Consider the following 22,523-nt stretch of genomic DNA (forward strand, 5'->3'; position numbering starts at 1 on the left):
CTTTTTTGCCGGCCGCCGATCAGGCCTGCAGCTGGGCCCAGGCCTTGTCCAGCCGCTTGATGCTGACCGGCTGCGGCGTGCGCAGCTCCTGCGCGAAGAAGCTCACGCGCAGCTCCTCGAGCAGCCAGCGGAACTCCAGCATGCGCTCGTCCACCACGCCCTTGCGCTCGGCCACCAGCCGCCAGTAGCGCTGCTCCTGCGGCCGCAGCTCGGCCAGCTTAGCGGCATCGCGCGCGGGGTCGCTGCGCAGCTTGTCGAGCCGCAGCACGATGGCCTTGAGATAGCGCGCGAAATGCTGCAGCTGCGTCCACGGCGCGTCCGCGATGAAGCGCTTGCCGACCAGGCGCTGCAGCTGCTGCGCGGCGTCCTGCACGGCCTCGGGCTGGATCTTCGTGTCCTTGATCTTGCGCGCGGCGGCCGCGTATTCGGCCAGGATGGCCGAGGCCAGCCGCGCCACCTCGTTGGCGATCAGCGTGAGCCGGCCGCGGCCCTCTTCGAGGCGGCGCTTGAAGGCGAACTCGTCGGTCGGCAGCGGCTCCTGCAGGAAGGCCCGGTCGATCGCCACGTCGATGATCTGCGTGCGCAGCTCCTCCGAGGTACCCAGCGGCATGTAGGCCACAGCCATCTTCTGCAGGTCGGGGATGTTCTTCTCGAGGTACTTGAGCGCATCCTTCAGCTGCAGCGCGAACAGGCGGCGCAGCCCGGCGCGGTGCTTGGCGGCCGCCACGGCGGGCTCGTCGAACACCTCGATGGTGACGGCATCGCCCTCGTCGCGCAGCGCCGGAAACCCGATCAGCGACTGCGATCCGCGCCGCACTTCCATCAGCTCGGGCAGTTCGCCGAAGCTCCAGTTGGTGTAGCGCTGGCCGGCAGGCAGGCTGGGCGCGGCGGGGACTGGTGCAGCGGCATTGCCCTTGGCCTGCCCGCGCCCCTCGGCAGCGTCGGCCGGCTTGCGGTCCGCCGACGCCTTGACGTTGAGGCCGGCCAGCGCCTGGAAAGCGCCGCGCGCCTGCGCGCCCAGTTCCGCCTTGAGCGCGCCCAGGTTGCGCCCCATGCCAAGCTGGCGACCGTGCTCGTCCACGATGCGCAGGTTCATGAACAGGTGCGGCGGCAGCATGTCGAGCTTGAAGTCGGCGCGCTTGACGTCGATGCTGGTCGCGTCGCGCACGCGCTTGAGCAGCACGTCGGTCAGCGAGCCATGGCCGAACACTTCGGGCGCCGAGAGTTCTTCCGCCAGCCTGGCCGCCGACTCGGGCAGCGGCACCAGCCGCGAGCGCGGCCGCTGCGGCAGGCTCTTGAGCAGCGCCTGGATCTTGTCCTTGAGCATGCCGGTCACCAGCCATTCGCAGCGCTCTTCGCTCACCTGGTTGAGCACGAAGAGCGGCACGCTGACCGTGAGGCCGTCCTTGGCGTCGCCAGGCGCGTGCAGGTAGCTTGCAGCGCAGTCGACGCCGCCCAGCCGCAGCGTGGGCGGAAAGGACTGCGTGGTGATGCCCGCGGCCTGATGGCGCATCAGCTCCTCGCGCGTGAGGAAGAGCAGGCGCGGCTGCTCCCTGGAGGCATGGCGGTACCAGTTCTCGAAGCTGATGCCGCCGGCCACGTCGGCGGGCAGCTGCGCATCGTAGAAGGCGAAGATCAGCTCGTCGTCGACCAGCACATCCTGCCGGCGCGCCTTGTGCTCCAGCCCTTCGACCTCGCGCACCAGCTTGCGGTTGGCCGCGAGGAACGGAAACTTGCTCTCCCACTGCCCGCCGACCAGCGCTTCGCGGATGAAGATCTCGCGCGCCGCCACCGGGTCCACCTTCGTGAAGTCGACGCGGCGCCCGCTGTACACCACGAGGCCGTAGAGCGTTGCGCGCTCCAGCGCCGAAACCTGCGCGCCCTTCTTCTCCCAATGCGGATCGAGCAGCTGCTTCTTCAGCAGGTGGCCGGCCACCTGTTCGAGCCACTGCGGCTCGATGTTGGCGATGCCGCGGCCGAAGAGCCGCGTGGTCTCGACCAGCTCGGCCGCGACGATCCAGCGGCCGGGCTTCTTCTTCAGGTGCGCGCCCGGATGCTTGTAGAACTTGATGCCGCGCGCCCCCAGGTAGGCCTCGTCGTCTTCCAGCTTCCAGCCGACGTTGCCGAGCAGGCCCGCGAGCATCGACAGGTGCAGCGGCTCGTAGCCGGCCGGCTCGGCGTTGATGCGCCACTTGTGCTCGGTGACCACCGTGAGCAGCTGCGAGTGGATGTCGCGCCATTCGCGCACGCGGCGGATGTTGATGAAGTTCTGGCGCAGCAGCTGCTCGTACTGCCTGTTGCTGAGCTTGTGGGTGTCTCCATGGCCGCCGCGCGCATCGGCGATCCATTTCCACAGCCGCAGGTAGCCGCTGAACTCGCTCTTCTCGTCGTCGAACTTGGAATGCGCCTGGTCGGCCTGCTGCTGCGCGTCCATCGGCCGGTCACGCACGTCCTGCACGCTGAGCGCCGACGCGATGACCAGCACCTCTTCGAGCGCGCCGCGCGTGCGGGCTTCAAGAATCATCCGGCCCACGCGCGGATCGAGCGGCAGCCTGGCGAGCTCGGTGCCCGTGGCCGTGAGTTCGTTGGCGTCGTCGACCGCGCCGAGCTCGTTGAGCAGCTGGTAGCCGTCGGCAATCGCGCGCGGCGAAGGCGCCTCGAGAAACGGAAAGCGCGCCACGTCGCCCAGCCGCAGCGACTTCATGCGCAGGATCACGCCCGCGAGAGACGAGCGCAGGATTTCCGGGTCGGTGAAGCGCGGCCGGCCTTCGAAATCCTTCTCGTCGTAGAGCCGGATGCAGATGCCATTGGCCACGCGGCCGCAGCGGCCCGCGCGCTGGTTGGCCGCTGCCTGGCTGATCGGCTCGACCAGCAGCTGCTCGACCTTGCTGCGGAAGCTGTAGCGCTTCACGCGCGCGGTGCCGGTGTCGATCACGTAGCGGATGCCCGGCACGGTGAGCGAGGTTTCCGCCACGTTGGTGGCCAGCACGATGCGCCGGCCCGAATGGCTGTCGAAGATGCGGTCCTGCTCGGGGCCCGACAGCCGCGCGAACAGCGGCAGCACCTCGGCGTTGCGCAGCAGCGGCTGGTGGCTCAGGTGGCGGCGCAGGTGGTCGGCGGCCTCGCGGATCTCGCGCTCGCCGGGCAGGAAGACCAGGATGTCGCCGGCGTTGTGCGGATCGCGCCAGAGCTCGTCGACGCCGTCGGCAATGGCGTCGTTCAGGTCGTGCTCGCGCGACTCCTCGAAGGGCCGGTAGCGCTGCTCGACCGGGAAGGTGCGCCCGGACACCATGATCGTCGGCGCCGGGCCTTTCGCCGAGGCGAAATGCTGCGCGAAGCGTTCGGCGTCGATGGTGGCCGAGGTCACGATCACCTTCAGGTCGGGCCGGCGCGGAAGGATCTCGCGCAGGTAGCCGAGCAGGAAGTCGATGTTCAGCGAGCGCTCGTGCGCCTCGTCGATGATCAGCGTGTCGTAGGCCTTGAGCAGCGGATCGGTCTGCGTCTCGGCCAGCAGGATGCCGTCGGTCATGAGCTTGACCGACGCGTCGCGGCTCAGCCGGTCCTGGAAGCGCACCTTGAAACCGACCACGTCGCCCAGCGGCGTCTTCAGCTCTTCGGCGATGCGCTTGGCCACCGAGCTGGCGGCAATGCGCCGCGGCTGCGTGTGGCCGATGAGCCGGCCCTGGCCCGGCGGCGCATTGAGCTTGCCGCGGCCGAGCGCCAGCGCGATCTTCGGCAACTGGGTGGTCTTGCCCGAGCCTGTTTCGCCGCAGACGATCACCACCTGGTGCGCCGCGATGGCGGCCATGATTTCATCGCGCCGGCCGGAGACCGGAAGCGATTCGGGAAAGTCGATGCGCAAGGGGGCGGAAGGTGTCGTGGTCGTCAAGGGGAAGGCTGTTCGGGAAGGCGCGGCAGGCAAACCGCACATTATCGGCGCGCGCCGCGGCTGTTGCACGCCTTGCGGCGCCGCCCGGCCGCTGCGGGCGATAGGCCGCCCCGCGCGAACCGCCCTCCAAGAATGCACAATCACGCTCCATGTCCACCGTTTTCAACTTCACCTTCGTGCCCTGGTTCCGCTCGGTCGCGCCCTACATCCACACGCACCGCGGCAAGACCTTCGTGGTCGCGCTGGCAGGCGAGGCGATCGCGGCGGGCAAGCTGCAGAACATTGCGCAGGACCTTGCGCTGATCCAGAGCATGGGCGTCAAGATCGTGCTGGTGCACGGCTTCCGCCCGCAGGTCAACGAGCAGCTCGCGGCCAAGGGGCACGAGGCGCGCTACTCGCACGGCATCCGCATCACCGACGAGGTGGCGCTGGATTCGGCGCAGGAAGCCGCCGGCCAGCTGCGCTACGAGATCGAGGCCGCCTTCAGCCAGGGCCTGCCGAACACGCCAATGGCCGGATCGACGGTGCGCGTGATCTCGGGCAACTTCATCACCGCGCGCCCCGTCGGGGTGGTCGACGGCGTGGACTTCAAGCATTCGGGCCTGGTGCGCAAGGTCGACGCCGTGGGCATCCGCCGCACGCTCGACTTCGGCGCCATGGTGCTGATGTCGCCCTTCGGCTTCTCGCCCACGGGCGAGGCCTTCAACCTGACGATGGAAGAAGTCGCCACCAGCGTGGCCATCTCCATCCAGGCCGACAAGCTGATCTTCCTGACCGAGATCCCTGGCATCCGCATCGACAGTGAATTGCCCGAGAGCGAAGACAACCCCATCGACACCGAGCTGCCGCTCGCCGCGGCCGAGAAGCTGCTGGCCTCGCTGCCGCCGCCGCAAAAGCCCACCGACACCGCCTTCTACCTGCAGCACTGCGTGAAGGCCTGCAAGGGCGGCGTGGAGCGCAACCACATCCTGCCCTTTGCGCTGGACGGCGCGCTGCTGCTCGAGGTGTACGTGCACGACGGCGTCGGCACCATGGTGATCGACGAGAAGCTCGAGAGCCTGCGCGAAGCCACGGTCGACGACATCGGCGGCATCCTGCAGCTGATCGAGCCCTTCGAGCGCGACGGCACGCTGGTCAAGCGCGACCGCACCGAGATCGAGCGCGACGTGGGCCACTACACGGTCATCGAACACGACGGCGTGATCTTCGGCTGCGCGGCGCTCTACCCCTACCCCGAGGCCAAGACCGCCGAGATGGCCGCGCTCACCGTCTCGCCCCAGTCGCAGTCGCAGGGCGACGGCGAACGCATCCTCAAGCGCATCGAGCACCGCGCCAAGGCCATGGGCCTGGAAAGCATCTTCGTGCTCACCACGCGCACCATGCACTGGTTCCTCAAGCGCGGCTTTCAGCAGGTCAACCCCGACTGGCTGCCCGAAGCCCGCAAGCGCAAGTACAACTGGGACCGCAAGAGCCAGGTGCTGGTCAAGAAAATCTGAAGCTGGAAGAAGGACGCCCCGCCGCCATGACGCTCGCCACCGCCCTGCTGTTCACCCTGGTCGCCTTCACCGCCATCGCCACGCCCGGCCCCACGGTGCTGCTGGCGCTGAGCAACGGCTCCCGCCACGGCGTGCGCCGGGCGCTGCCGGGCATGCTCGGCGCGGTGCTGTCGGACTTCGTGCTGGTGGGCGCCGTCGCGCTTGGCCTGGGTGCGCTGCTCGCGGCGTCGGAGTTCTGGTTCTCGATGCTCAAGTGGGTGGGCGCCGCCTACCTGGCCTGGCTCGGGCTGCGCATGCTGCGCTCCAAGGGCGGCTTCAAGCTGCCGGATGCGGACGCGGCCGCCACGGTGACGGCGGGCGAAAGCCGGCGCATCTTCTTCAAGTCCTTCCTGGTGGCGGTGACCAACCCCAAGGGCTACATCTTCTGCTCGGCGCTCCTGCCGCAGTTCATCGATCCGGCGGCTGCGCAGGCGCCGCAGTACCTGATCATTGCCTTGATCTTCGCGGGCCTCGACACGCTGGTGATGCTGGCCTACGCCTTCGTCGGCGCCCGCGCGATCCGGGTGCTGACGGCATCGGCAACGCGCTGGATCGACCGCGCCTGCGGCGGCATGCTGCTGGCACTGGCGGGCTCGCTCGCCTTCTACCGGCGCAGCGCGGCCTGACGCCTGCCAGCCGTCATGGCTGCCAGTAGCCGCTTCGGCAGGAACGGTAACACCTGTCACCGATAATCCCGGGCATGAATCCCCTGCTTTCCCGGTTGCAACCCTATCCCTTCGAGCGGCTGAAGCAACTGTTCGCGGGCGTCACGCCCAACCCCGAGTTCCCGGCCATCAGCCTGGGCATCGGCGAACCCAAGCACGCCACGCCAGGCTTCATCAAGGACGCTTTGAGCGCCAGCCTCGGCGCGCTGGCCGCCTACCCCGCGACCGCGGGCGACCTGACCCTGCGCACCGCCTTCACCGACTGGCTGAAAACCCGCTACAGCCTCACCCTCGACCCGGCCACGCAGGTGCTGCCTGTCAACGGTTCGCGGGAAGCCCTGTTCTCGCTGGCGCAGACCGTGGTCGACCCCACCGCCTCGCCGCAGCCGGTGGTGATGTCGCCCAATCCGTTCTATCAGATCTACGAGGGCGCGGCCCTGCTTTCGGGCGCCGAGCCGTACTACGTGGCCAGCGTGCCCGCGCGCAATTTCGCCGTGGCCTGGGACAGCGTGCCCGAGGCCGTCTGGGCCCGCACGCAGTTGGTGTTCGTCTGCTCGCCGGGCAACCCGACGGGTGCGGTGATGTCGCTGGACGAATGGAAAAGGCTCTTCGACCTGTCGGACCGCCACGGCTTCGTGATTGCCGCCGACGAGTGCTACAGCGAGATCTATTTCCGCGACGAGCCCCCGCTCAGCGGACTCGAGGCCTCGGTGAAGCTCGGGCGGCCCGATTTCCGGAACCTGATTGCGCTGACCTCGCTGTCCAAGCGCAGCAACGTGCCCGGCCTGCGCAGCGGCTTCGTGGCGGGCGACGCGGCCATCATCAAGAAGTTCCTGCTCTACCGCACCTACCACGGCAGCGCCATGAGCGGCGCCGTGGCCGCAGCCAGCATCGCGGCCTGGGGCGACGAGTCCCATGTGGTGGACAACCGCGCCCAGTACCGCGCCAAGTTCGCGGCCGTCACGCCGCTGCTCGAACCCGTGCTCGACGTGCGCCTGCCCGACGCCAGTTTCTATCTCTGGGCCGGCATTCCCCAAGTGTGGGCTGGCGACGACGAAGCCTTCGCCCGCGCGCTCTACGCTCAATACAATGTGACGGTTCTGCCGGGGAGCTATCTGGCGCGAGAGACCGCCCACGGCGCCAACCCAGGCCGCGGCCGCATCCGCATGGCACTGGTCGCCGAAACAGCCGAATGCGTGGAGGCCGCCCAGCGCATCGTCCGCTTCTGCAAGGACGCCCGCCGCTGACCCGCTTTTCCGCCCGCACCCATTTTTCACACGAGACTTTCTCCATGACCCAGCAACTGCAACAAATCATCGACGCCGCGTGGGAAGACCGCGCCAACATCTCGTCCAGCGCCGCCACTGCCGAGGTGCGCGATGCCGTCGAGCACGTGATTTCCGAGCTCAACAACGGCAAGCTGCGCGTTGCCACGCGCGAAAGCGTGGGCCAGTGGACCGTGCACCAGTGGATCAAGAAGGCCGTGCTGCTGTCGTTCCGCCTGAAGGACAACGAGCAGATGCAGGCCGGCTCGCTGGGCTTCTACGACAAGGTGCCCACCAAGTTCTCGCACCTGTCGGCAAACGAGCTGAAGGAATCGGGCGTTCGCATCGTGCCGCCGGCCGTGGCCCGCCGCGGCAGCTACATCGCCAAGGGCGCGATCCTGATGCCTTCCTACGTGAACATCGGCGCCTACGTGGGCGAAGGCACCATGGTCGACACCTGGGCCACCGTGGGTTCCTGCGCGCAGATCGGTGCCAACGTGCACCTGTCGGGCGGCGTCGGCATCGGCGGCGTGCTGGAGCCGCTGCAAGCCGGCCCGACCATCATCGAGGACAACTGCTTCATCGGCGCGCGCTCCGAAGTGGTCGAGGGCGTGGTGATCGAGGAAAACTCGGTGCTCGGCATGGGGGTGTACATCGGCCAGAGCACCCCGATCTTCAACCGCGACACCGGAGAGACGTCCTTCGGCCGCGTGCCGTCCGGCAGCGTCGTGATCAGCGGCAACCTGCCCAAGAAGACCAAGTCGGGCCAGGAATACAGCACCTACGCAGCAATCATCGTCAAGACGGTCGATGCGCAAACGCGTTCCAAGACCAGCCTGAACGACCTGCTGCGCGACTGATCGAGAAAACAACAGCACCCGAGGAGAGAGACCGATGAACATGATGGAGCGGATTCTTCGTTTGATGGCCGAGCGCAAGGCCTCCGACATCTACCTCTCGGCGCACTCCCCGGTGCTGATCCGCCTCAACGGCACCTGCGTGCCGATCAACGCCCAGGTGCTGCCGGCCAACGCGCCGCTCGCGCTGCTGGCCGAGGTGGTGCCCGAAGCCCGCATCCAGGAGCTGGAGCGAACCGGCGAACTCAACATGGCCGTGATGCTCGAGGGCGCCGGCAACTACCGCATCAGCGCCATGCGCCAGCGCGGCAGCTATGCGGTGGTGGTGCGGCACATCGCCTCGACCATTCCGAGCTTTGCCGACCTGAACCTACCCGACATCCTCAAGACGCTCATCATGGAGAAGCGCGGGCTGATCCTGATGGTGGGCGCGACCGGCGCCGGCAAGACCACCACGCTGGCCTCGATGCTCGACTACCGCAACGAGCACGCCACGGGCCACATCCTCACGGTGGAAGAACCCATCGAGTTCACCTACACCAACAAGAAGTCGCTGGTGAACCAGCGCGACGTGGGCAGCGACACCGAGTCGCTGCAGGTTGCGCTCAAGAATGCGCTGCGCCAGGCGCCCGACGTGATCCAGATCGGCGAGATCCGCGACCGCGAAACCATGACGGCTGCCATTGCCTACGCGCAGTCGGGCCACCTGTGCGTGGCCACGCTGCATGCCAACAACAGCTACCGCGCGCTCAACCGCATCCTGAGCTTCTTCCCGGTCGAGGTGCGCCCCACGCTGCTGGGCGACCTGGGCTCGGCGCTGCGCGCCATCGTGTCGCAGCGGCTGCTGCGCACGCCCACCGGCGGCCGCGTGCCGGCGCTCGAGGTCATGCTCAACACGGCCCTGGTGGCCGAACTGATCGAAAAGGGCGACTTCTCCGCCGTCAAGGAGGCCATGGAGCAATCGATGGCCGAAGGCTCGCAGACCTTCGAGGAAGACATTGCCCGCCTCATCACCGAAGAGCGCGTGACGCGCGAGGAAGGCCTGGCCCAGGCCGACTCGCCCACCAACCTGATGTGGCGGCTGCAGAACCGCGCCGCGCCCAAGCAGAAGACCGAAGACCGCAACCTGACGGACCAGGTCGACGAACCCACCTTCACCGACATCACGCTCGACGTGAAGTTCTGAACCCAGCCTTTCCCCGATGTCCCGTACCCTCCAGCTCGCCGAACAACTCATCTCGCGCCCCTCGGTCACCCCCGACGATGCGGGCTGCCAACAGATCCTCGGCGAACGGCTGGCACGGCTGGGCTTCACGCTCGAAACCATCGAAAGCGGCCCGGCCGATTTTCGCGTGACCAACCTGTGGGCGGTGCGCCGTCCGGCCGGCACCGCGCCGACAAAGACGCTGGTGTTCGCAGGCCACACCGACGTGGTGCCCACGGGGCCGGTCGAGCAGTGGACCAGCCATCCGTTCACGCCCACCCACCGCGGCGGCAAGCTCTATGGCCGCGGCGCATGCGACATGAAGACATCGGTCGCGGCCTTCGTTGTCTCCATCGAGGAATTCCTTGCGGCCACGCCCGATCCCAGGCTCACGCTCGCGCTCCTGCTCACCAGCGACGAGGAAGGCCCGGGCGTCGATGGCACGGTCATCGTCTGCAACGCGCTGGCCGCGCGCGGCGAAACCATCGACTACTGCATCGTCGGCGAGCCCACGGCCGTCGAGCGCTGCGGCGACATGATCAAGAACGGCCGCCGCGGCACCATGAGCGGCAAGCTCACGGTCCACGGCGTGCAGGGCCACATCGCCTATCCGCACCTCGCAAAGAACCCGGTGCATGCCGTGGCGCCCGCGCTGGCGGAACTGGTGGCCATCAACGCCGCGGGCGGCTGGGACGCGGGCAATGCCTACTTCCAGCCCACCAGCTGGCAGATCAGCAACTTTCACGCGGGCACCGGTGCAAGCAACGTGATTCCGGGCAGCGCGGTCATCGACTTCAATTTCCGCTTCTCGACCGAATCGACGCCCGAGTCGCTGCAAAAGCGCGTGCATGCGGTGCTCGATGCGCACGGCGTGGACTGCACGCTCGCCTGGACCATCGGCGGCCTGCCCTTCCTCACGACGCCGGGCGAACTCGTCAGCGCGGTGCAGGCGGCCATTGCCGACGAAACCGGCATCGCCACCGAGCTCTCGACCAGCGGCGGCACCAGCGATGCGCGCTTCATCGCCAAGATCTGCAAGCAGGTGGTCGAGCTCGGCCCGGTCAACGCCAGCATCCACAAGATCGACGAGCACATCGACGTGGCCGAGATCGAGACGCTGAAGAACATCTACAAGCGCACGCTGGAGCGCCTCGAAGCGTCGCTCGCCCGATGAGCACTGTCATCGAGCTGATCGAGGCCGGCGCCAGGCGGCTGGAAGAAGCCGGAGTCGCCTTCGGCCACGGCACCGCCAACGCCTTCGACGAAGCCGCCTGGCTGGTGCTCTGGCGCCTGAAGCTGCCGCTGGACGACATCGACGCGGTGGCCGACAAGGCCGTCTCGCCGGCCGATGCCGGCAAGGTCGCGGCGCTGCTCGATGAACGCATCGCCACGCGCAAGCCCGCTGCCTATCTCACCAAGGAGGCCTGGCTGCAGGGCGTGCCCTTCTACGTGGACGAGCGCGCCATCGTGCCGCGCAGCTTCATCGCCGAACTGATCGCCGACGGCAGCATCGACTACTGGCTCGGCGAGCACACGCAGCGCGTGCTCGACCTGTGCACGGGCAACGGCAGCCTGGCAGTGCTCGCGGCCATGACCTATCCGGACATCAGGGTCGATGCCGCCGACCTGTCGGCCGAGGCGCTCGAGGTGGCGGCCATCAACGTCACCCGGCACCAGCTCGATGCACGCATCCGGCTGGTCGAGTCCGACGGCCTCGCCAGGCTGCCCGGTCCCTACGACCTGGTGCTGTGCAATCCGCCCTACGTGAACAGCGCGAGCATGGCCGCCCTGCCCGCCGAATACCGCGCCGAGCCCGAACTGGCGCTGGCCGGCGGCACCGACGGCATGGACTTCGTTCGCCAGCTGTTCGCCGACGCGCCTTCGCGCATGAGCGAAGAGGCCGTGCTGGTGCTGGAAATCGGCAACGAGCGCGACTACTTCGAAGCCGCCTTCCCGCAGCTCGAAGTGGTGTGGCTGGAAACCTCCGCAGGCGAGGACCAGGTCCTGCTCGTGACCCGAGCCGCGCTGCTGGCTGGCGCCGGCGCGCGTTAGCTGCGCCCGCCCACGTCCCTTTCCGCCGCTTTTCCGCAGCCACGGCTGCGCCCCTCCTTTTCCGGGTGGTGTCCTCCCCATTTGCCCCTTCGCGCCAGGCCGCCACGGGCCGGGCGGGATAATCGCCCCTACGGTTCCTATTTCATGATTACTCTCAAAAACGTCATTCTTCGCCGCAGCGCCAAGGTTCTGCTCGACGGCGCCACCGTCACCATCAACCCCGGTGAGAAGGTCGGCCTCGTCGGGCGCAACGGCGCCGGCAAGTCGACCCTGTTCGCGCTCTTCAACGGCTCGCTGCACGAAGACGGCGGCGACTTCTACGTGCCCAAGCAGTGGCGCATGGCGCAGGTGGCGCAGGACATGCCCGAAACCGAGGAGTCGGCGACCGACTTCGTGGTCGGCGGCGACTCGCGGCTGACCGAGCTGCGCGCCACGCTGGCGGCCATCGAGGCCGCCTACGAAGCCAACCCCGACGACGCCGACATCGGCATGGAGCTGGCCCACGCCTACACCGACCTGGCCGACGCCGGCGAGCACGACGCCGTGCCGCGCGCGCAGGCGCTGGTGCTCGGGCTGGGCTTCAAGTCGCACGAGCTCGACGAGCCCGTCAACAGCTTTTCGGGCGGCTGGCGCATGCGTCTGCAGTTGGCCCGCGCGCTGATGTGCCCGAGCGACCTGCTGCTGCTCGACGAACCCACCAACCACCTGGACTTGGACGCACTGGTGTGGCTCGAAGCCTGGCTGCAGAAGTACGCCGGCACCATGATCGTCATCAGCCACGACCGCGAGTTCCTCGACGCCGTGACCGACGTCACGCTGCACATCGCCAACGCCCAGCTCACGCGCTACGGCGGCAACTACAGCAAGTTCGAGGACATGCGCGCGCTGCAGATGGAGCAGCAGCAGGTCGCCTTCTCCAAGCAGCAGGACAAGATCGCCCACCTGCAGAAGTTCATCGACCGCTTCAAGGCCAAGGCCAGCAAGGCCAAGCAGGCGCAAAGCCGCGTCAAGGCGCTGGAGCGCATGGAAAGAGTCGCGCCGCTCTTGGCCGAGGCCGACTTCACCTTCGAGTTCAAGGAGCCGGGCAACATCCCGAATCCGATGCTCTCGATCAGCAATGCGAGCTTCGGCTATGAGATCGAGGGCGAAGAACCCAAGACCATCCTGCGCGGCGTGAGCCGCTCGGTGCTCGCGGGCCAGCGCATCGGCATCCTGGGCGCCAACGGCCAGGGCAAGTCGACGCTGGTGAAGACCATTGCACGCGAAATGGGCGCGCTGGCCGGCCAGGTCACCGAGGGCAAGGGCCTGAACATCGGCTACTTCGCGCAGCAGGAACTCGACGTGCTGCGCCCGCAGGACAACCCGCTCGAGCACATGGTGCGCATGGCGCGCGAGCTGGGCAGCGCCGTCAAGGAAAGCACCGGCGAGCAGGCGCTGCGCGGCTTCCTCGGCAGCTTCAACTTCAGCGGCGACATGGTGAAGCAGCCCGTGGGCACCATGAGCGGCGGCGAGAAGGCGCGCCTGGTGCTCGCGATGATGGTCTGGCAGCGCCCCAACCTGCTGCTGCTCGACGAGCCCACCAACCACCTGGACCTGGCCACACGCGAGGCGCTGGCCGTGGCGCTCAACGAGTTCGAAGGCACGCTGATGCTGGTGAGCCACGACCGCGCGCTGCTGCGCTCGGTGTGCGACGAGTTCTGGCTCGTGGGCCGCGGCGTGGTCGCCGATTTCGATGGCGACCTGGACGACTACCAGCGCTACCTGCTCGACGAAGCCAAGCGGCTGCGCGAGGAAGCCAAGGTCGCCGTGCGCGAAGCCGCCAACACGGCCGCCCAGGTGCCCAAGCAGGACATCCAGGACCGCCAGCAGCGCAGCGACCAGGCCAAGCCGATCAAGCGCGAGATCGCGCAGATCGACGAACGGCTGGCTGCGGCCGGCACCGAGCGCACCGCGCTCGAGGCGCGCCTGGCGCAGCCCCTGCCGTCAGCCGAGATTGCCGAGGCGGGCAAGCGGCTGAAAGCCCTCAACGACGAAATCGGACGCCTCGAAGAGCGCTGGCTGGCCCTGTCGGACCAGCTCGAGGCGCTCGCGGCCTGAACTCTCTGCCAAGGAGACGCCCTGCATGCCGTCCGCCATCGAACTGGCCCGTGGTGACGAAAAGCTGATCGCGGCCATCCACCGCAGCCGCCGCCTGATCGGCCGCAAGGCGCTGATGGCCGCGGCCGCCAGCGCCGTGCCCCTGCCGGGCATCGACTGGGCGGCCGACGCGGCCCTGCTCTCGCGCCTGGTGCCGCAGATCAGCGCCGAGTTCGGCCTGTCCGTCACCCAGGTCGAAAAGCTCGCGCCGCACCAGCGCGAACGCATCCAGAAGGCCGCCACGACCGTTGGTGCGCTGCTGGTCGGCCGGCTCGTCACGCGCGACCTGCTGATCAAGCTCGCGCGGCACGCGGGCGTGAAGCTCACGGCCAAGCAGGCCGCCAAGTACGTGCCGATTGCCGGGCAGATCGTCTCCGCTGCGCTCGGCTACGCTGCCTTGCGCGCTCTCGGCGAGCAGCACATCAAGGATTGCGTGCGCGTGAGCGCGACGCTTTCTTTACCGCCTCCCGGACCGCACGCGCCCGCCTGAAGGCGCTGTCGTCGAACAGCGCGGTCCCGATCCACCCCGCGGCAACGAGGCCCGCGATCCCCAGGCCGGCCAGGCCATCGTCCTGCGAACGAAACCCATGGAAAAGAGCCGCGGCGGACAGCAGCGCCAACAGCACGCACAGCGCGCGGTCCAGCCACAGGCCCGGCGGCAGGAGCCTGCGCACAGCTCAGCTCAACAGGTGAATACGGGCTGAGCGCGGCGCCGCATCGCATGCGCGATGGCTTCGCTCTTCGCTTCGATTGGCTTGTTTGTGCTTCGGCCTCACGGCTTTGGGCGCCAGCACCAACTTGCGTGGTTTCATGGCAAATACTCCCTTTCAACTATTCTAGAGTCCAAAGTGAATATTCGCCTGCGCTTAAATCGGCGCCCATGGAGACTATTGCAGCGCGCGCATTGGCAGCGCGCAAATACGCCGGAATGACTCAGAAGCAAGCCGAAGCGGCTTCAGGCGTCAAGCAATCCAACATCTCGAAAATAGAACGCGGCGACACCGGCCGCTCGATGGCCCTGCTCGCGCTGGCACGCACCTACCGCGTCGACCCCAACTGGCTCGACACCGGCGATGGCCCCGCGCCATGGGACCCACCCCAGCCAGGCACGGCGCGCGACAACGCCAGCGAACCTCCGGGTGCCTACCGGGTCACGCGCACGCCGCCGTCGGGCCCCTCCTTCAATCCCGGCACGCCCGGCACCGTGCCCCTGATCGCGTGGACGCAGGTCGCCTCATGGAAGGGCGCCGCGCAAGGAACGATCCAGGCCGAGCGCTGGCTTCCCTGCGTTGCGCATCACAGCCCCGGCAACACCTACGCGCTGCGCGTGCGCGGCGACAGCATGACCGCACCGAGCGGCCACCTGAAGAGCTATCCCGCGGAGTCGATCATCTTCGTCGACACGCAGCGCACGACGCCCGAAGACGGCGAGCGCATCATCGCCAGGCTCGACGCGAGCAACGAAGTCACCTTCAAGGTCTTCAAGCAGGAAGACGGCCGCCGCTGGCTGCTGCCGCTGAATCCGAAGCACGAGCCGATCCGAAGCGCCTTCACGGTGCTCGGCACCGTGGTGGGCAAGTGGGAAGACGAGGACTGACCGAGCCTTGCATGGCGCGCGCGTTCAAGGCACGCGCCGAGGTCAGGTTGCGTGCAGGTTGGGGGAACATAGTGAAGGCTCTCCTGTGGCCTGCAATCCTCTGATCCTCCCTCCTCCAGCAGGCCATCTTCCAGCCCGCCCTCGCGCGGGCTGTTTTTTTGGCTGACGCGATCTGCGATCCGCGGGCAATAAAAAAGCCGCTCGGTGGAGCGGCTTCTTGGAGGGGTCTGGTAGGACGTACTGGATTCGAACCAGTGACCAACGGATTAAAAGTCCGCTGCTCTACCAACTGAGCTAACGTCCCGGAACCAATTTCTTCTTTTTCGGTTTTTCTTAACCGGTGTTGAATCCGGCAAAGCCAAAGATTATAGCGTGGCGTTGCTCGCAATCTTGTCGAGAACCCAACCTGCTGCACATTGGCCGAATGTCGCGGTCACGCTCACCACCGAACCATAGCCATGGCAGTTGAGCGAACCGTCGCCTTCTTCGATGGCGCAGGAGGCATCGGGCGGTGCGACGCTCTCGCGGCTGAAGACGCAGGCCACGCCGATCTTGCGGCCCTCGCGCGGAGCGCCATGCTCCTTGCGAAGGCGCTGGCGAAGCTGGGCCAGCAGCGGGTCGTGCGTGACGAGCGCGAGATCGTCGATGTCGACCTTGTGCGCCTGCCGCTTGCCGCCGGCCGCGCCCACGGTCACGAAAGCGCTGCGCGACGCGCGCGCCCACGCGGCCATCGCGAGCTTGGCCTTGACCTGGTCGCAGGCGTCTATCACGGCCGTCGCGGGCCCGTTGGCCGCCTGCGCCGCATCGAGCAATGCCATCCAGTTGCCCGGCTCGACGAACTCATCGAGCGCGAGCACCTGGCAGCCGGGATTGATCTGCGCAATGCGGTCGCGCATGGCCTCGACCTTGGCCTGACCCACGGTCGCATCGAGCGCGTGGATCTGCCGGTTGATGTTCGACTCCGAGACGTGGTCGAGATCGATCAGCGTGAGCCGCCCGACGCCGCTGCGCGCCAGCGCCTCGACCGCCCACGAGCCCACGCCGCCGATGCCGGCGACGAGCACGTGGGCGTTGCGGATGCGCGCGGCACCGGCCACGCCGTACAGCCGCTCGAGGCCGCCGAAGCGGCGCGCGAAGTCGGGCGCCGCGGTGTCGGTCACGACACCTGCGGCAGCGATCGACGCATCGGGAAGGATGGCTGCGCTCAAGCGGAGGGCTTCGCCGTTGCTAGCGCAGGCGCGAGAGACGCTCGCGGCCAGCCTGGGCGGCTTCGGATTGCGGATAGGCCTTGGTCAGGTCTTCCAGCGTGCGGCGCGCGGCGCGCGTGTCCTTCAGCTCGATCTGGCAGTTGGCGATCGACAGCACGGCCTCGGGAGCCTTGGCGTGGTCGGGCGCAAGCGACAGCATGGAGCGGAAGTTCGCGATGGCCTCGTTGTAGTTGCGCGTGGCGTACTGCGCATTGCCGAGCCAGAACAGCGCCGAGGCGTTGTAGCCGCTTTGCGGGTAGCGCTTGACGAATTCGGCAAACGCGGTTTGCGCCTGCGCGAACTGGCCCGCACGGAAGATGCCGAGCGCGGCGTCGAAGTCGGCCTTTTCCTTGGGATCGGCGGTGAACTCGCGGCCGTCGACCGAAACCTTCGTCGGCTCGTTCTGCTTGAGCCGGTCGTCGATGGTGGCCTGGCGCGACTGCATCTCGCTGACCGTGCGCTGCAGCTGCTCGTTCTGGCCGGTCATGCGCGCGAGATCGCCCCGCATCTGCTCGATCTGGTTCTGCAGGTCGAGCAGGCTGCGGCGCAGCTGGCCGTTTTCGTCGGTCAGCCGCTGGTCGGTCTGCTGGCGCATGGCCTCCACCCGCTGGCGCAGGTCGAGGATGGCGCGGCGTGCCTCGTCATCCTCGAACAACGCGGCCTGCGAGCCGGCCGAAACGCAAAGCAAGGCGGCAGCCAGCGCCGCGCCTCGCAACAGGGCGTGTTGCATCACCGGGTGTAGCGGATTTCAGCGCGGCGGTTCTGTGCCCAGGCTTCTTCGCCCGAGCCCTGGACCGCGGGCTTTTCCTTGCCGAAGCTCACGGCTTCGATCTGGGCGTCGCTCACGCCCAAGAGCGTCAGCGCGCGGCGGACGGCCTCGGAGCGCTTCTGGCCGAGTGCAAGGTTGTACTCGCGGCCGCCACGGTCGTCGGTGTGGCCTTCGATGGAAACGCGGCGCTGCGGGTTGGCCTTGAGGAAACGGGCGTGGCCGTCGATCAGGGACTGGAACTCGGGCTTGACCGTATAGCTGTCGTAGTCGAAATAGACGATCCGTTCGATACCGACCGGCCCTTGAGCGGTACCGGCATTGGGATCGATGGTGACGGGCGCCACGGCGCTCGCGCTGCCCTGCTGGCCGCCGGCGGTGCCGGAGCGGTCGGTCACCGGGGTGTCGTTGAGCTTGGTGCCCGACGAGCAGCCGGCAATCAGAGCCACGATGGCCAGCGAATAAATCGTACGTTTCAACATTGGGTACTCCTCAAATAAACCTTGGTCATTGCTTTTGAAACGGACCCCAGTCCGGTTCTCTTATGTCTCCGCCCTGTCCCGCCAGACGTGCCTTTATTTTTCCATCCAGCGTGGTCGTCATGAGCGCTTCGCGGCCTTGCAGGTGCGTTGCGTAGACGATCAGCTTGCTGTTGGGGGCAAAACTCGGGCTCTCGTCTGCCGAGGTGTCGGTGATGGCCGAGACATTGCCGGTGGCCAACTCCATCACATGGAGTTTGAAGGCGCCGCCAACGCGGGAGATGTAGGCCAACCACCGGCCATCGCCGCTGACAGAAGGAGAAATGTTGTAGGTGCCGCTGAAGGTGACGCGCGTCGGCGCGCCGCCGCTGGCGCTCATCTTGTAGATCTGCGGCGCACCGCCTCGGTCGCTCACGAAGTAGATCGTGCTGCCGTCGGCCGAGTAGACGGGCTCGGTGTCGATGCTGGCGCTCTGGGTCAGGCGGCGCGGCTCGCCGCCGCTCGCCGGGATCGTGTAGAGCTGGGAGCCGCCGTCGCGGCTGAGCGTGACGGCCAGCGAGCCGCCATCGGGCGCCCATGCCGGCGCGCTGTTGGAACCGCGGAAGTTGGCCAAGAGGCGGCGCTGCCCGCTCGCCACGTTGTGCACGTACACCACCGGCTTGCGCGACTCGAAGGACACGTACGCCAGCTGTTGCCCGTTGGACGACCAGACCGGCGAGATGATGGGTTCGGGGCTGGCGAGCGCGGCCTGCGCGTTCTCGCCGTCGGCATCCGCCACCCACAGCGAATAGCGGCTGCCGCCCTTGGTCACGTAGGCGATGCGGGTCGAGAAGATGCCCTTGTCGCCGGTCAGCTTTTCATAGACGTAGTCGGCAATGCGGTGCGAGGCGAGCCGAAGATCGCCTTGCGGCACGGTGTAGCTCTGGCCGCCGAGGTCCTGTCCGCGCACCACGTCCCACAGGCGGAAGCGCACGTCGAAGCGGCCGTCGGCCAGGCGCGTGACGCTGCCCACCACGAGCGAATCGGCCGTGCGCTGGCGCCACAGCGCGAGGTCGGGGCGCGAGGCTTCGTCCAGCGCCTGGCCCGAGGCATCGACGCCGCGGAACTGGCCGCTGCGCTCCAGGTCGGCCTGCACGATCTCGGAGATCTTCTGCGGCGAGGCGTCCTGCCCCTTGAAGGGAACCAGCGCAATGGGCAGCTGCGTGAGTCCGACGCCCGACACCTCGACCCGGAACTGGGCGAGCGCGGGCAGCATGGGAGTTGCAGCAAGAGCCGCAATCAAGGCGCGGCGTGCAAAAAACGATGAAGAAGGAGTTGGAATGGAAACTGGCAACGGCTTGTTCATGCGGTTCGGAGATGTTTCGGGTCAAAAAGTTCTACCCGGTGCGACGGGCCACATGTTACACACTGGTTCGATCGTGCCGTCACAAAACGTGTATCGGGCGATGTGGTCCTACAGCGCGGCCCTCCAAGGGCCCTGCGGTGGGCCCCGTAGAATCCGCCGCCATGCAAGCATCCCCCGGCAGTGAGACCGCACGCCCTCCCCTGACACGCCGGCTGGCGCGACTCATGACCTGGTTCGGCGGCTCGCGCCACTGGTGGGCCGTCGGGCTCATCGGCGCCCTGCTGGCGGCCGTCACCGAGCCCTTGATGGCGGCCCTGCTGAAGCCGCTGCTCGACCGCGGCTTCAACCGCGGCCAGCTCGCGCTGTGGATCGTGCCGGCGGCCGTGCTGCTGCTGTTCGCGGTGCGTGGCATCGCGCAGTTCATTTCCCAATATGCGCTCTCGCGCATCGCCAACGAAGGCATGCAGCGGCTGCGCCGCGTGCTGTTCCAGCGCCTGCTGGCGGCCGAGCTGGCGCTGTTCTCGCGCCAGTCGGCCAGCGCGCTTTCCAACACCGTGGTGTACGAGGTGCAGACCGGCTCCATGCTGCTGGTGCAGGCCCTGCTCGGGCTCTCGCGCGACGGCTTCACGCTGGTGGCGCTGCTCGCCTACCTGGTCTATCTGAACTGGAAGCTCACGCTCATCGTCGCCTTCCTGGTGCCGAGCATCTCGTGGATCATGAAGGTGTTCTCCAAGCGCCTGTACCGCCTGACCCAGCAGGGCCAGCAGGCCACCGACGAACTCGCCTATGTGGTGGAAGAGAACGTGCTCGCGCACCGCATGGTGCGGCTGCACGGGGCCGAGGCGGCGCAGGGCGAGCGCTTCGAACAGCTGAGCCAGCGCCTGAACCGCCTGGCCGTGAAATCGACCATTGCGCAGGCCGCCACCACGCCGCTCACGCAGATGATGGCCGCGCTTGCACTGTCGGTGGTGGTGATGATCGCGCTCTGGCAGAGCGGCGAACAGGGCCTGACCGTGGGCGGCTTCGTTGCCTACATCACGGCCATGCTGATGCTGATCGCGCCGATCCGCCGGCTGGCGGACATGGCCGCGCCCATCACGCGCGGCCTTGCAGCGCTCGAACGCGGCCTGGTGCTGATCGACGAAGTGGCGCCAGAGCCGCAGGGCAGCTTCGCCATCGACCATGCGCAAGGCCGCATCGAACTGCGCGAGGCCAGGGTCAGCTACCGCGGCGAGGACGAGGCCCGCGCGCTCGACGGCGTGAACCTGATGATCGAGCCGGGTCAGGTGGTGGCCTTCGTCGGGCCTTCGGGATCCGGCAAGACCACGCTGGTCAACCTGCTGCCGCGCTTCGTGCTGCCGAGCGGCGGCCAGGTGCTGCTCGACGGGCACGACACCAGCGAATGGGAGCTCAAGAGCCTGCGCGCGCAGTTCGCGATGGTGAGCCAGGACGTGGTGATGCTCAACGACACGCTGGCCGCCAACGTGGCGCTGGGCGCCGCCGTCGATCGCGCTCGCGTGCAGCAGTGCATAGAAGCCGCCAACCTCGCCTCCCACGTCGAAAGCCTGCCGCAGGGCATCGACACGGTGCTCGGCCACAACGCCACGCAGCTTTCCGGCGGCCAGCGCCAGCGCCTGGCCATTGCACGCGCGCTCTACAAGAACGCGCCCATCCTGCTGCTCGACGAGGCCACCTCGGCCCTCGACACCGAATCGGAACGGCTGGTGCAGGACGCCCTGCAGCGCCTGATGCAGAACCGCACCACGCTGATCGTCGCCCACCGGCTCTCGACCATCCAGCATGCCGACCGCATCATCGTGATGGAGCAGGGCCGCATCGCCGAGCAAGGCAGCCACGCGCAGCTGATGGCGCTGGACGGCCTCTATGCCCGGCTGCAGACGCTGGCGGTGCGCAGCGCGACGCCGGGCCAGGACCCGACGCTCTGACGAGCCTTCAGAGCAGCACGATGTCGTACTGGCCCTGCCCGATCGCGGGCTCGGACTGCAGCGAGATCGGCTTGCCGATGAAGTCGCTCAGCCCCGCGAGATGCTGGCTTTCCTCGTCGAGGAACAGCTCGATCACCTGCGGCGACGACACGATGCGGAACTCGCGCGGCGTGAACTGCCGCGCTTCGCGCAGGATCTCGCGCATGGCGTCGTAGGCCACGCTGCGCGCCGTCTTCACGATGCCCTGCCCGCCGCAGGCCGCGCAGGGCTCGCACAGCATGTGGGCCAGCGATTCGCGCGTGCGCTTGCGCGTCATCTCGACCAGGCCGAGCTGCGAGAAACCGCCCGCCGTGGTCTTGACGCGGTCGCGCGCGAGCTGCTTGCGGAACTCGGCCAGCACCTGCTCGCGATGGTCGTCGCGCCCCATGTCGATGAAGTCGACGATGATGATGCCGCCCAGGTTGCGTAGCCGCAGCTGGCGCGCGATGGCCTGCGCCGCCTCGAGGTTGGTCTTGAAGATGGTGTCGTCGAAATTGCGCGCGCCCACGAAGCCGCCGGTGTTCACGTCCACCGTGGTGAGCGCCTCGGTCTGGTCGACCACGAGGTAGCCGCCCGACTTGAGTTCGACGCGCCGGCCCAGCGCCTTGGCGATTTCCTCGTCGACCGAATACAGGTCGAAGATCGGCCGCTCGCCCTTGTAGTGCTGCAGCTTGCCGGCCGCCTGCGGCATGTATTCGAGCCCGAACTTGAGCAGCGCCTCGAACTGCTCGCGCGAATCGATGCGGATGGTCTGCGTGTCCTCGCTGGTCATGTCGCGCAGCACGCGCTGCAGCAGGCTCAGGTCCTGGTGCAGCAGCGACATCGGCGGCATTTTGCTTGACGCCTCGCGGATGCGCGACCAGGTCTTGCGCAGGTAGGCGATGTCTTCTGCCAGCTCGGCGTCGGACGAATCTTCGCCGTTGGTGCGCAGGATGAAGCCACCGGTGTTGGCAGGCACCACGCCGCCGCTGTCGGCCGCGGCTGCGGCCTCGATCAGCGCGAGCATGCGCGTGCGCAAGGATTCGCGCTGGTCCGAAGGGATCTTCTGCGAAACGCCGATGTGGTTGTCCTGCGGCAAGAACACCAGCAGCCGGCCGGCAATGCTGATCTGCGTGGAGAGCCGCGCGCCCTTGGTGCCGATCGGGTCCTTGATCACCTGCACCAGCAGCGACTGGCCTTCGAACACCTGCTTCTCGATGGGCACCATCGGCCCGCCGTTGCGGTGGTCGCGCTCGGGGGCCGGTGCACTGGGCCGCGAGCCCGGCGTGAACGGCGCCACGATGTCGGCCACGTGCAGGAAGGCCGTGCGCTCGAGGCCGACGTCGATGAAGGCCGACTGCATGCCCGGCAGCACGCGCGACACCTTGCCAAGGTAGATGTTGCCGACCAGCCCGCGCTCCAGCGTGCGTTCGACGTGCAGCTCTTGCACCGCGCCGTGCTCGACCAGCGCCACACGGGTCTCCTGCGGGGACCAGTTGATCAGGATGTCTTGCATGAGGTC

General features: G+C 67.7%; 17 protein-coding genes and 1 tRNA gene. 11 read left to right on the forward strand and 7 right to left on the reverse strand.

Going from position 1 to position 22,523, the window contains the following annotated elements:
* Nucleotides 1-19: 19 nt before the first annotated feature.
* Nucleotides 20-3,808: an ATP-dependent RNA helicase HrpA gene (hrpA, locus tag AC1DSC_RS25055; protein ID WP_369664488.1), complete on the reverse strand. Its 3,789-nt coding sequence runs from the start codon at nt 3,806-3,808 to the stop codon at nt 20-22.
* 230 nt (nt 3,809-4,038) lie between these two features.
* Here hrpA and argA point away from each other — a divergent pair, with 230 nt between their 5' ends.
* The 10 genes from argA to AC1DSC_RS25105 all read left to right on the forward strand — a co-directional run bounded on the left by argA (nt 4,039) and on the right by AC1DSC_RS25105 (nt 15,200).
* The gene (gene argA, locus AC1DSC_RS25060) at nt 4,039-5,385 is read left to right on the forward strand and encodes an amino-acid N-acetyltransferase (RefSeq protein WP_012747826.1); all 1,347 of its coding nucleotides are present in this window, start codon (nt 4,039-4,041) and stop codon (nt 5,383-5,385) included.
* Between the two features lie 26 nt (nt 5,386-5,411).
* The gene (locus tag AC1DSC_RS25065) at nt 5,412-6,050 is read left to right on the forward strand and encodes a LysE family translocator (protein WP_012747825.1); all 639 of its coding nucleotides are present in this window, start codon (nt 5,412-5,414) and stop codon (nt 6,048-6,050) included.
* A gap of 74 nt (nt 6,051-6,124) precedes the next feature.
* The gene (gene dapC, locus AC1DSC_RS25070; RefSeq protein WP_369662924.1) at nt 6,125-7,336 is read left to right on the forward strand and encodes a succinyldiaminopimelate transaminase; all 1,212 of its coding nucleotides are present in this window, start codon (nt 6,125-6,127) and stop codon (nt 7,334-7,336) included.
* Nucleotides 7,337-7,380: 44 nt separating this feature from the next.
* Nucleotides 7,381-8,214, forward strand: a complete 834-nt coding sequence (gene dapD, locus AC1DSC_RS25075; protein ID WP_319426098.1) for a 2,3,4,5-tetrahydropyridine-2,6-dicarboxylate N-succinyltransferase — start codon at nt 7,381-7,383, stop codon at nt 8,212-8,214.
* A 34-nt stretch (nt 8,215-8,248) separates the two neighbouring features.
* Entirely contained in the window at nt 8,249-9,397 is a 1,149-nt protein-coding gene (locus tag AC1DSC_RS25080; RefSeq protein WP_307595458.1) for a PilT/PilU family type 4a pilus ATPase, read from the forward strand.
* Between the two features lie 16 nt (nt 9,398-9,413).
* Nucleotides 9,414-10,589: a succinyl-diaminopimelate desuccinylase gene (gene dapE / locus AC1DSC_RS25085; protein ID WP_369662923.1), complete on the forward strand. Its 1,176-nt coding sequence runs from the start codon at nt 9,414-9,416 to the stop codon at nt 10,587-10,589.
* Nucleotides 10,586-11,467, forward strand: a complete 882-nt coding sequence (gene prmB, locus AC1DSC_RS25090; RefSeq protein WP_369662922.1) for a 50S ribosomal protein L3 N(5)-glutamine methyltransferase — start codon at nt 10,586-10,588, stop codon at nt 11,465-11,467. Before dapE ends, prmB begins: the two co-directional genes overlap by 4 nt.
* A gap of 144 nt (nt 11,468-11,611) precedes the next feature.
* Nucleotides 11,612-13,564, forward strand: a complete 1,953-nt coding sequence (locus tag AC1DSC_RS25095; protein WP_369662921.1) for an ABC-F family ATP-binding cassette domain-containing protein — start codon at nt 11,612-11,614, stop codon at nt 13,562-13,564.
* A 25-nt stretch (nt 13,565-13,589) separates the two neighbouring features.
* Nucleotides 13,590-14,093 carry a hypothetical protein gene (locus AC1DSC_RS25100; RefSeq protein WP_012747818.1) on the forward strand — a complete coding sequence of 168 codons (504 nt, stop codon included), beginning with the start codon at nt 13,590-13,592 and terminating at the stop codon, nt 14,091-14,093.
* A gap of 390 nt (nt 14,094-14,483) precedes the next feature.
* Entirely contained in the window at nt 14,484-15,200 is a 717-nt protein-coding gene (locus tag AC1DSC_RS25105) for a helix-turn-helix domain-containing protein (protein ID WP_026284060.1), read from the forward strand.
* Between the two features lie 228 nt (nt 15,201-15,428).
* Here the strand turns inward: AC1DSC_RS25105 and AC1DSC_RS25110 are convergent.
* The 5 genes from AC1DSC_RS25110 to tolB all read right to left on the reverse strand — a co-directional run bounded on the left by AC1DSC_RS25110 (nt 15,429) and on the right by tolB (nt 18,947).
* A tRNA-Lys gene (locus AC1DSC_RS25110) sits at nt 15,429-15,504 on the reverse strand.
* A 61-nt stretch (nt 15,505-15,565) separates the two neighbouring features.
* Nucleotides 15,566-16,360: a tRNA threonylcarbamoyladenosine dehydratase gene (locus AC1DSC_RS25115; RefSeq protein WP_012747802.1), complete on the reverse strand. Its 795-nt coding sequence runs from the start codon at nt 16,358-16,360 to the stop codon at nt 15,566-15,568.
* A gap of 67 nt (nt 16,361-16,427) precedes the next feature.
* Nucleotides 16,428-17,177 carry a tol-pal system protein YbgF gene (gene ybgF / locus AC1DSC_RS25120; RefSeq protein ID WP_012747801.1) on the reverse strand — a complete coding sequence of 250 codons (750 nt, stop codon included), beginning with the start codon at nt 17,175-17,177 and terminating at the stop codon, nt 16,428-16,430.
* The gene (gene pal / locus AC1DSC_RS25125) at nt 17,177-17,695 is read right to left on the reverse strand and encodes a peptidoglycan-associated lipoprotein Pal (protein WP_012747800.1); all 519 of its coding nucleotides are present in this window, start codon (nt 17,693-17,695) and stop codon (nt 17,177-17,179) included. The genes ybgF and pal overlap by 1 nt, the downstream gene beginning before the upstream one ends.
* 25 nt (nt 17,696-17,720) lie before the next feature.
* Nucleotides 17,721-18,947 (reverse strand): Tol-Pal system beta propeller repeat protein TolB, encoded by a 1,227-nt coding sequence (tolB, locus tag AC1DSC_RS25130; RefSeq protein ID WP_012747799.1) that lies wholly within the window; start codon nt 18,945-18,947, stop codon nt 17,721-17,723.
* Between the two features lie 251 nt (nt 18,948-19,198).
* Between tolB and msbA the strand changes: the two genes are divergently transcribed.
* Nucleotides 19,199-20,983, forward strand: a complete 1,785-nt coding sequence (gene msbA, locus AC1DSC_RS25135) for a lipid A export permease/ATP-binding protein MsbA (protein ID WP_026284061.1) — start codon at nt 19,199-19,201, stop codon at nt 20,981-20,983.
* Between the two features lie 7 nt (nt 20,984-20,990).
* On the opposite strand, the gene rng is transcribed toward msbA, so the two are convergent.
* The gene (gene rng / locus AC1DSC_RS25140; protein ID WP_012747797.1) at nt 20,991-22,517 is read right to left on the reverse strand and encodes a ribonuclease G; all 1,527 of its coding nucleotides are present in this window, start codon (nt 22,515-22,517) and stop codon (nt 20,991-20,993) included.
* Between the last annotated feature and the right edge of the window lie 6 nt (nt 22,518-22,523).

The sequence above is a fragment of the Variovorax sp. 01N425 genome (assembly GCF_056399465.1).

Excerpts from the sequence above, each read along its gene's own strand:
- hrpA (WP_369664488.1), bottom strand. The coding sequence starts at position 3,808 with ATGGCCGCCATCGCGGCGCACCAGGTGGTGATCGTCTGCGGCGAAACA.
- argA (WP_012747826.1), top strand. The coding sequence starts at position 4,039 with ATGTCCACCGTTTTCAACTTCACCTTCGTGCCCTGGTTCCGCTCGGTC.
- AC1DSC_RS25065 (WP_012747825.1), top strand. The coding sequence starts at position 5,412 with ATGACGCTCGCCACCGCCCTGCTGTTCACCCTGGTCGCCTTCACCGCC.
- dapC (WP_369662924.1), top strand. The coding sequence starts at position 6,125 with ATGAATCCCCTGCTTTCCCGGTTGCAACCCTATCCCTTCGAGCGGCTG.
- dapD (WP_319426098.1), top strand. The coding sequence starts at position 7,381 with ATGACCCAGCAACTGCAACAAATCATCGACGCCGCGTGGGAAGACCGC.
- AC1DSC_RS25080 (WP_307595458.1), top strand. The coding sequence starts at position 8,249 with ATGAACATGATGGAGCGGATTCTTCGTTTGATGGCCGAGCGCAAGGCC.
- dapE (WP_369662923.1), top strand. The coding sequence starts at position 9,414 with ATGTCCCGTACCCTCCAGCTCGCCGAACAACTCATCTCGCGCCCCTCG.
- prmB (WP_369662922.1), top strand. The coding sequence starts at position 10,586 with ATGAGCACTGTCATCGAGCTGATCGAGGCCGGCGCCAGGCGGCTGGAA.
- AC1DSC_RS25095 (WP_369662921.1), top strand. The coding sequence starts at position 11,612 with ATGATTACTCTCAAAAACGTCATTCTTCGCCGCAGCGCCAAGGTTCTG.
- AC1DSC_RS25100 (WP_012747818.1), top strand. The coding sequence starts at position 13,590 with ATGCCGTCCGCCATCGAACTGGCCCGTGGTGACGAAAAGCTGATCGCG.
- AC1DSC_RS25105 (WP_026284060.1), top strand. The coding sequence starts at position 14,484 with ATGGAGACTATTGCAGCGCGCGCATTGGCAGCGCGCAAATACGCCGGA.
- ybgF (WP_012747801.1), bottom strand. The coding sequence starts at position 17,177 with ATGCAACACGCCCTGTTGCGAGGCGCGGCGCTGGCTGCCGCCTTGCTT.
- pal (WP_012747800.1), bottom strand. The coding sequence starts at position 17,695 with ATGTTGAAACGTACGATTTATTCGCTGGCCATCGTGGCTCTGATTGCC.
- tolB (WP_012747799.1), bottom strand. The coding sequence starts at position 18,947 with ATGCTGCCCGCGCTCGCCCAGTTCCGGGTCGAGGTGTCGGGCGTCGGA.
- msbA (WP_026284061.1), top strand. The coding sequence starts at position 19,199 with ATGCAAGCATCCCCCGGCAGTGAGACCGCACGCCCTCCCCTGACACGC.
- rng (WP_012747797.1), bottom strand. The coding sequence starts at position 22,517 with ATGCAAGACATCCTGATCAACTGGTCCCCGCAGGAGACCCGTGTGGCG.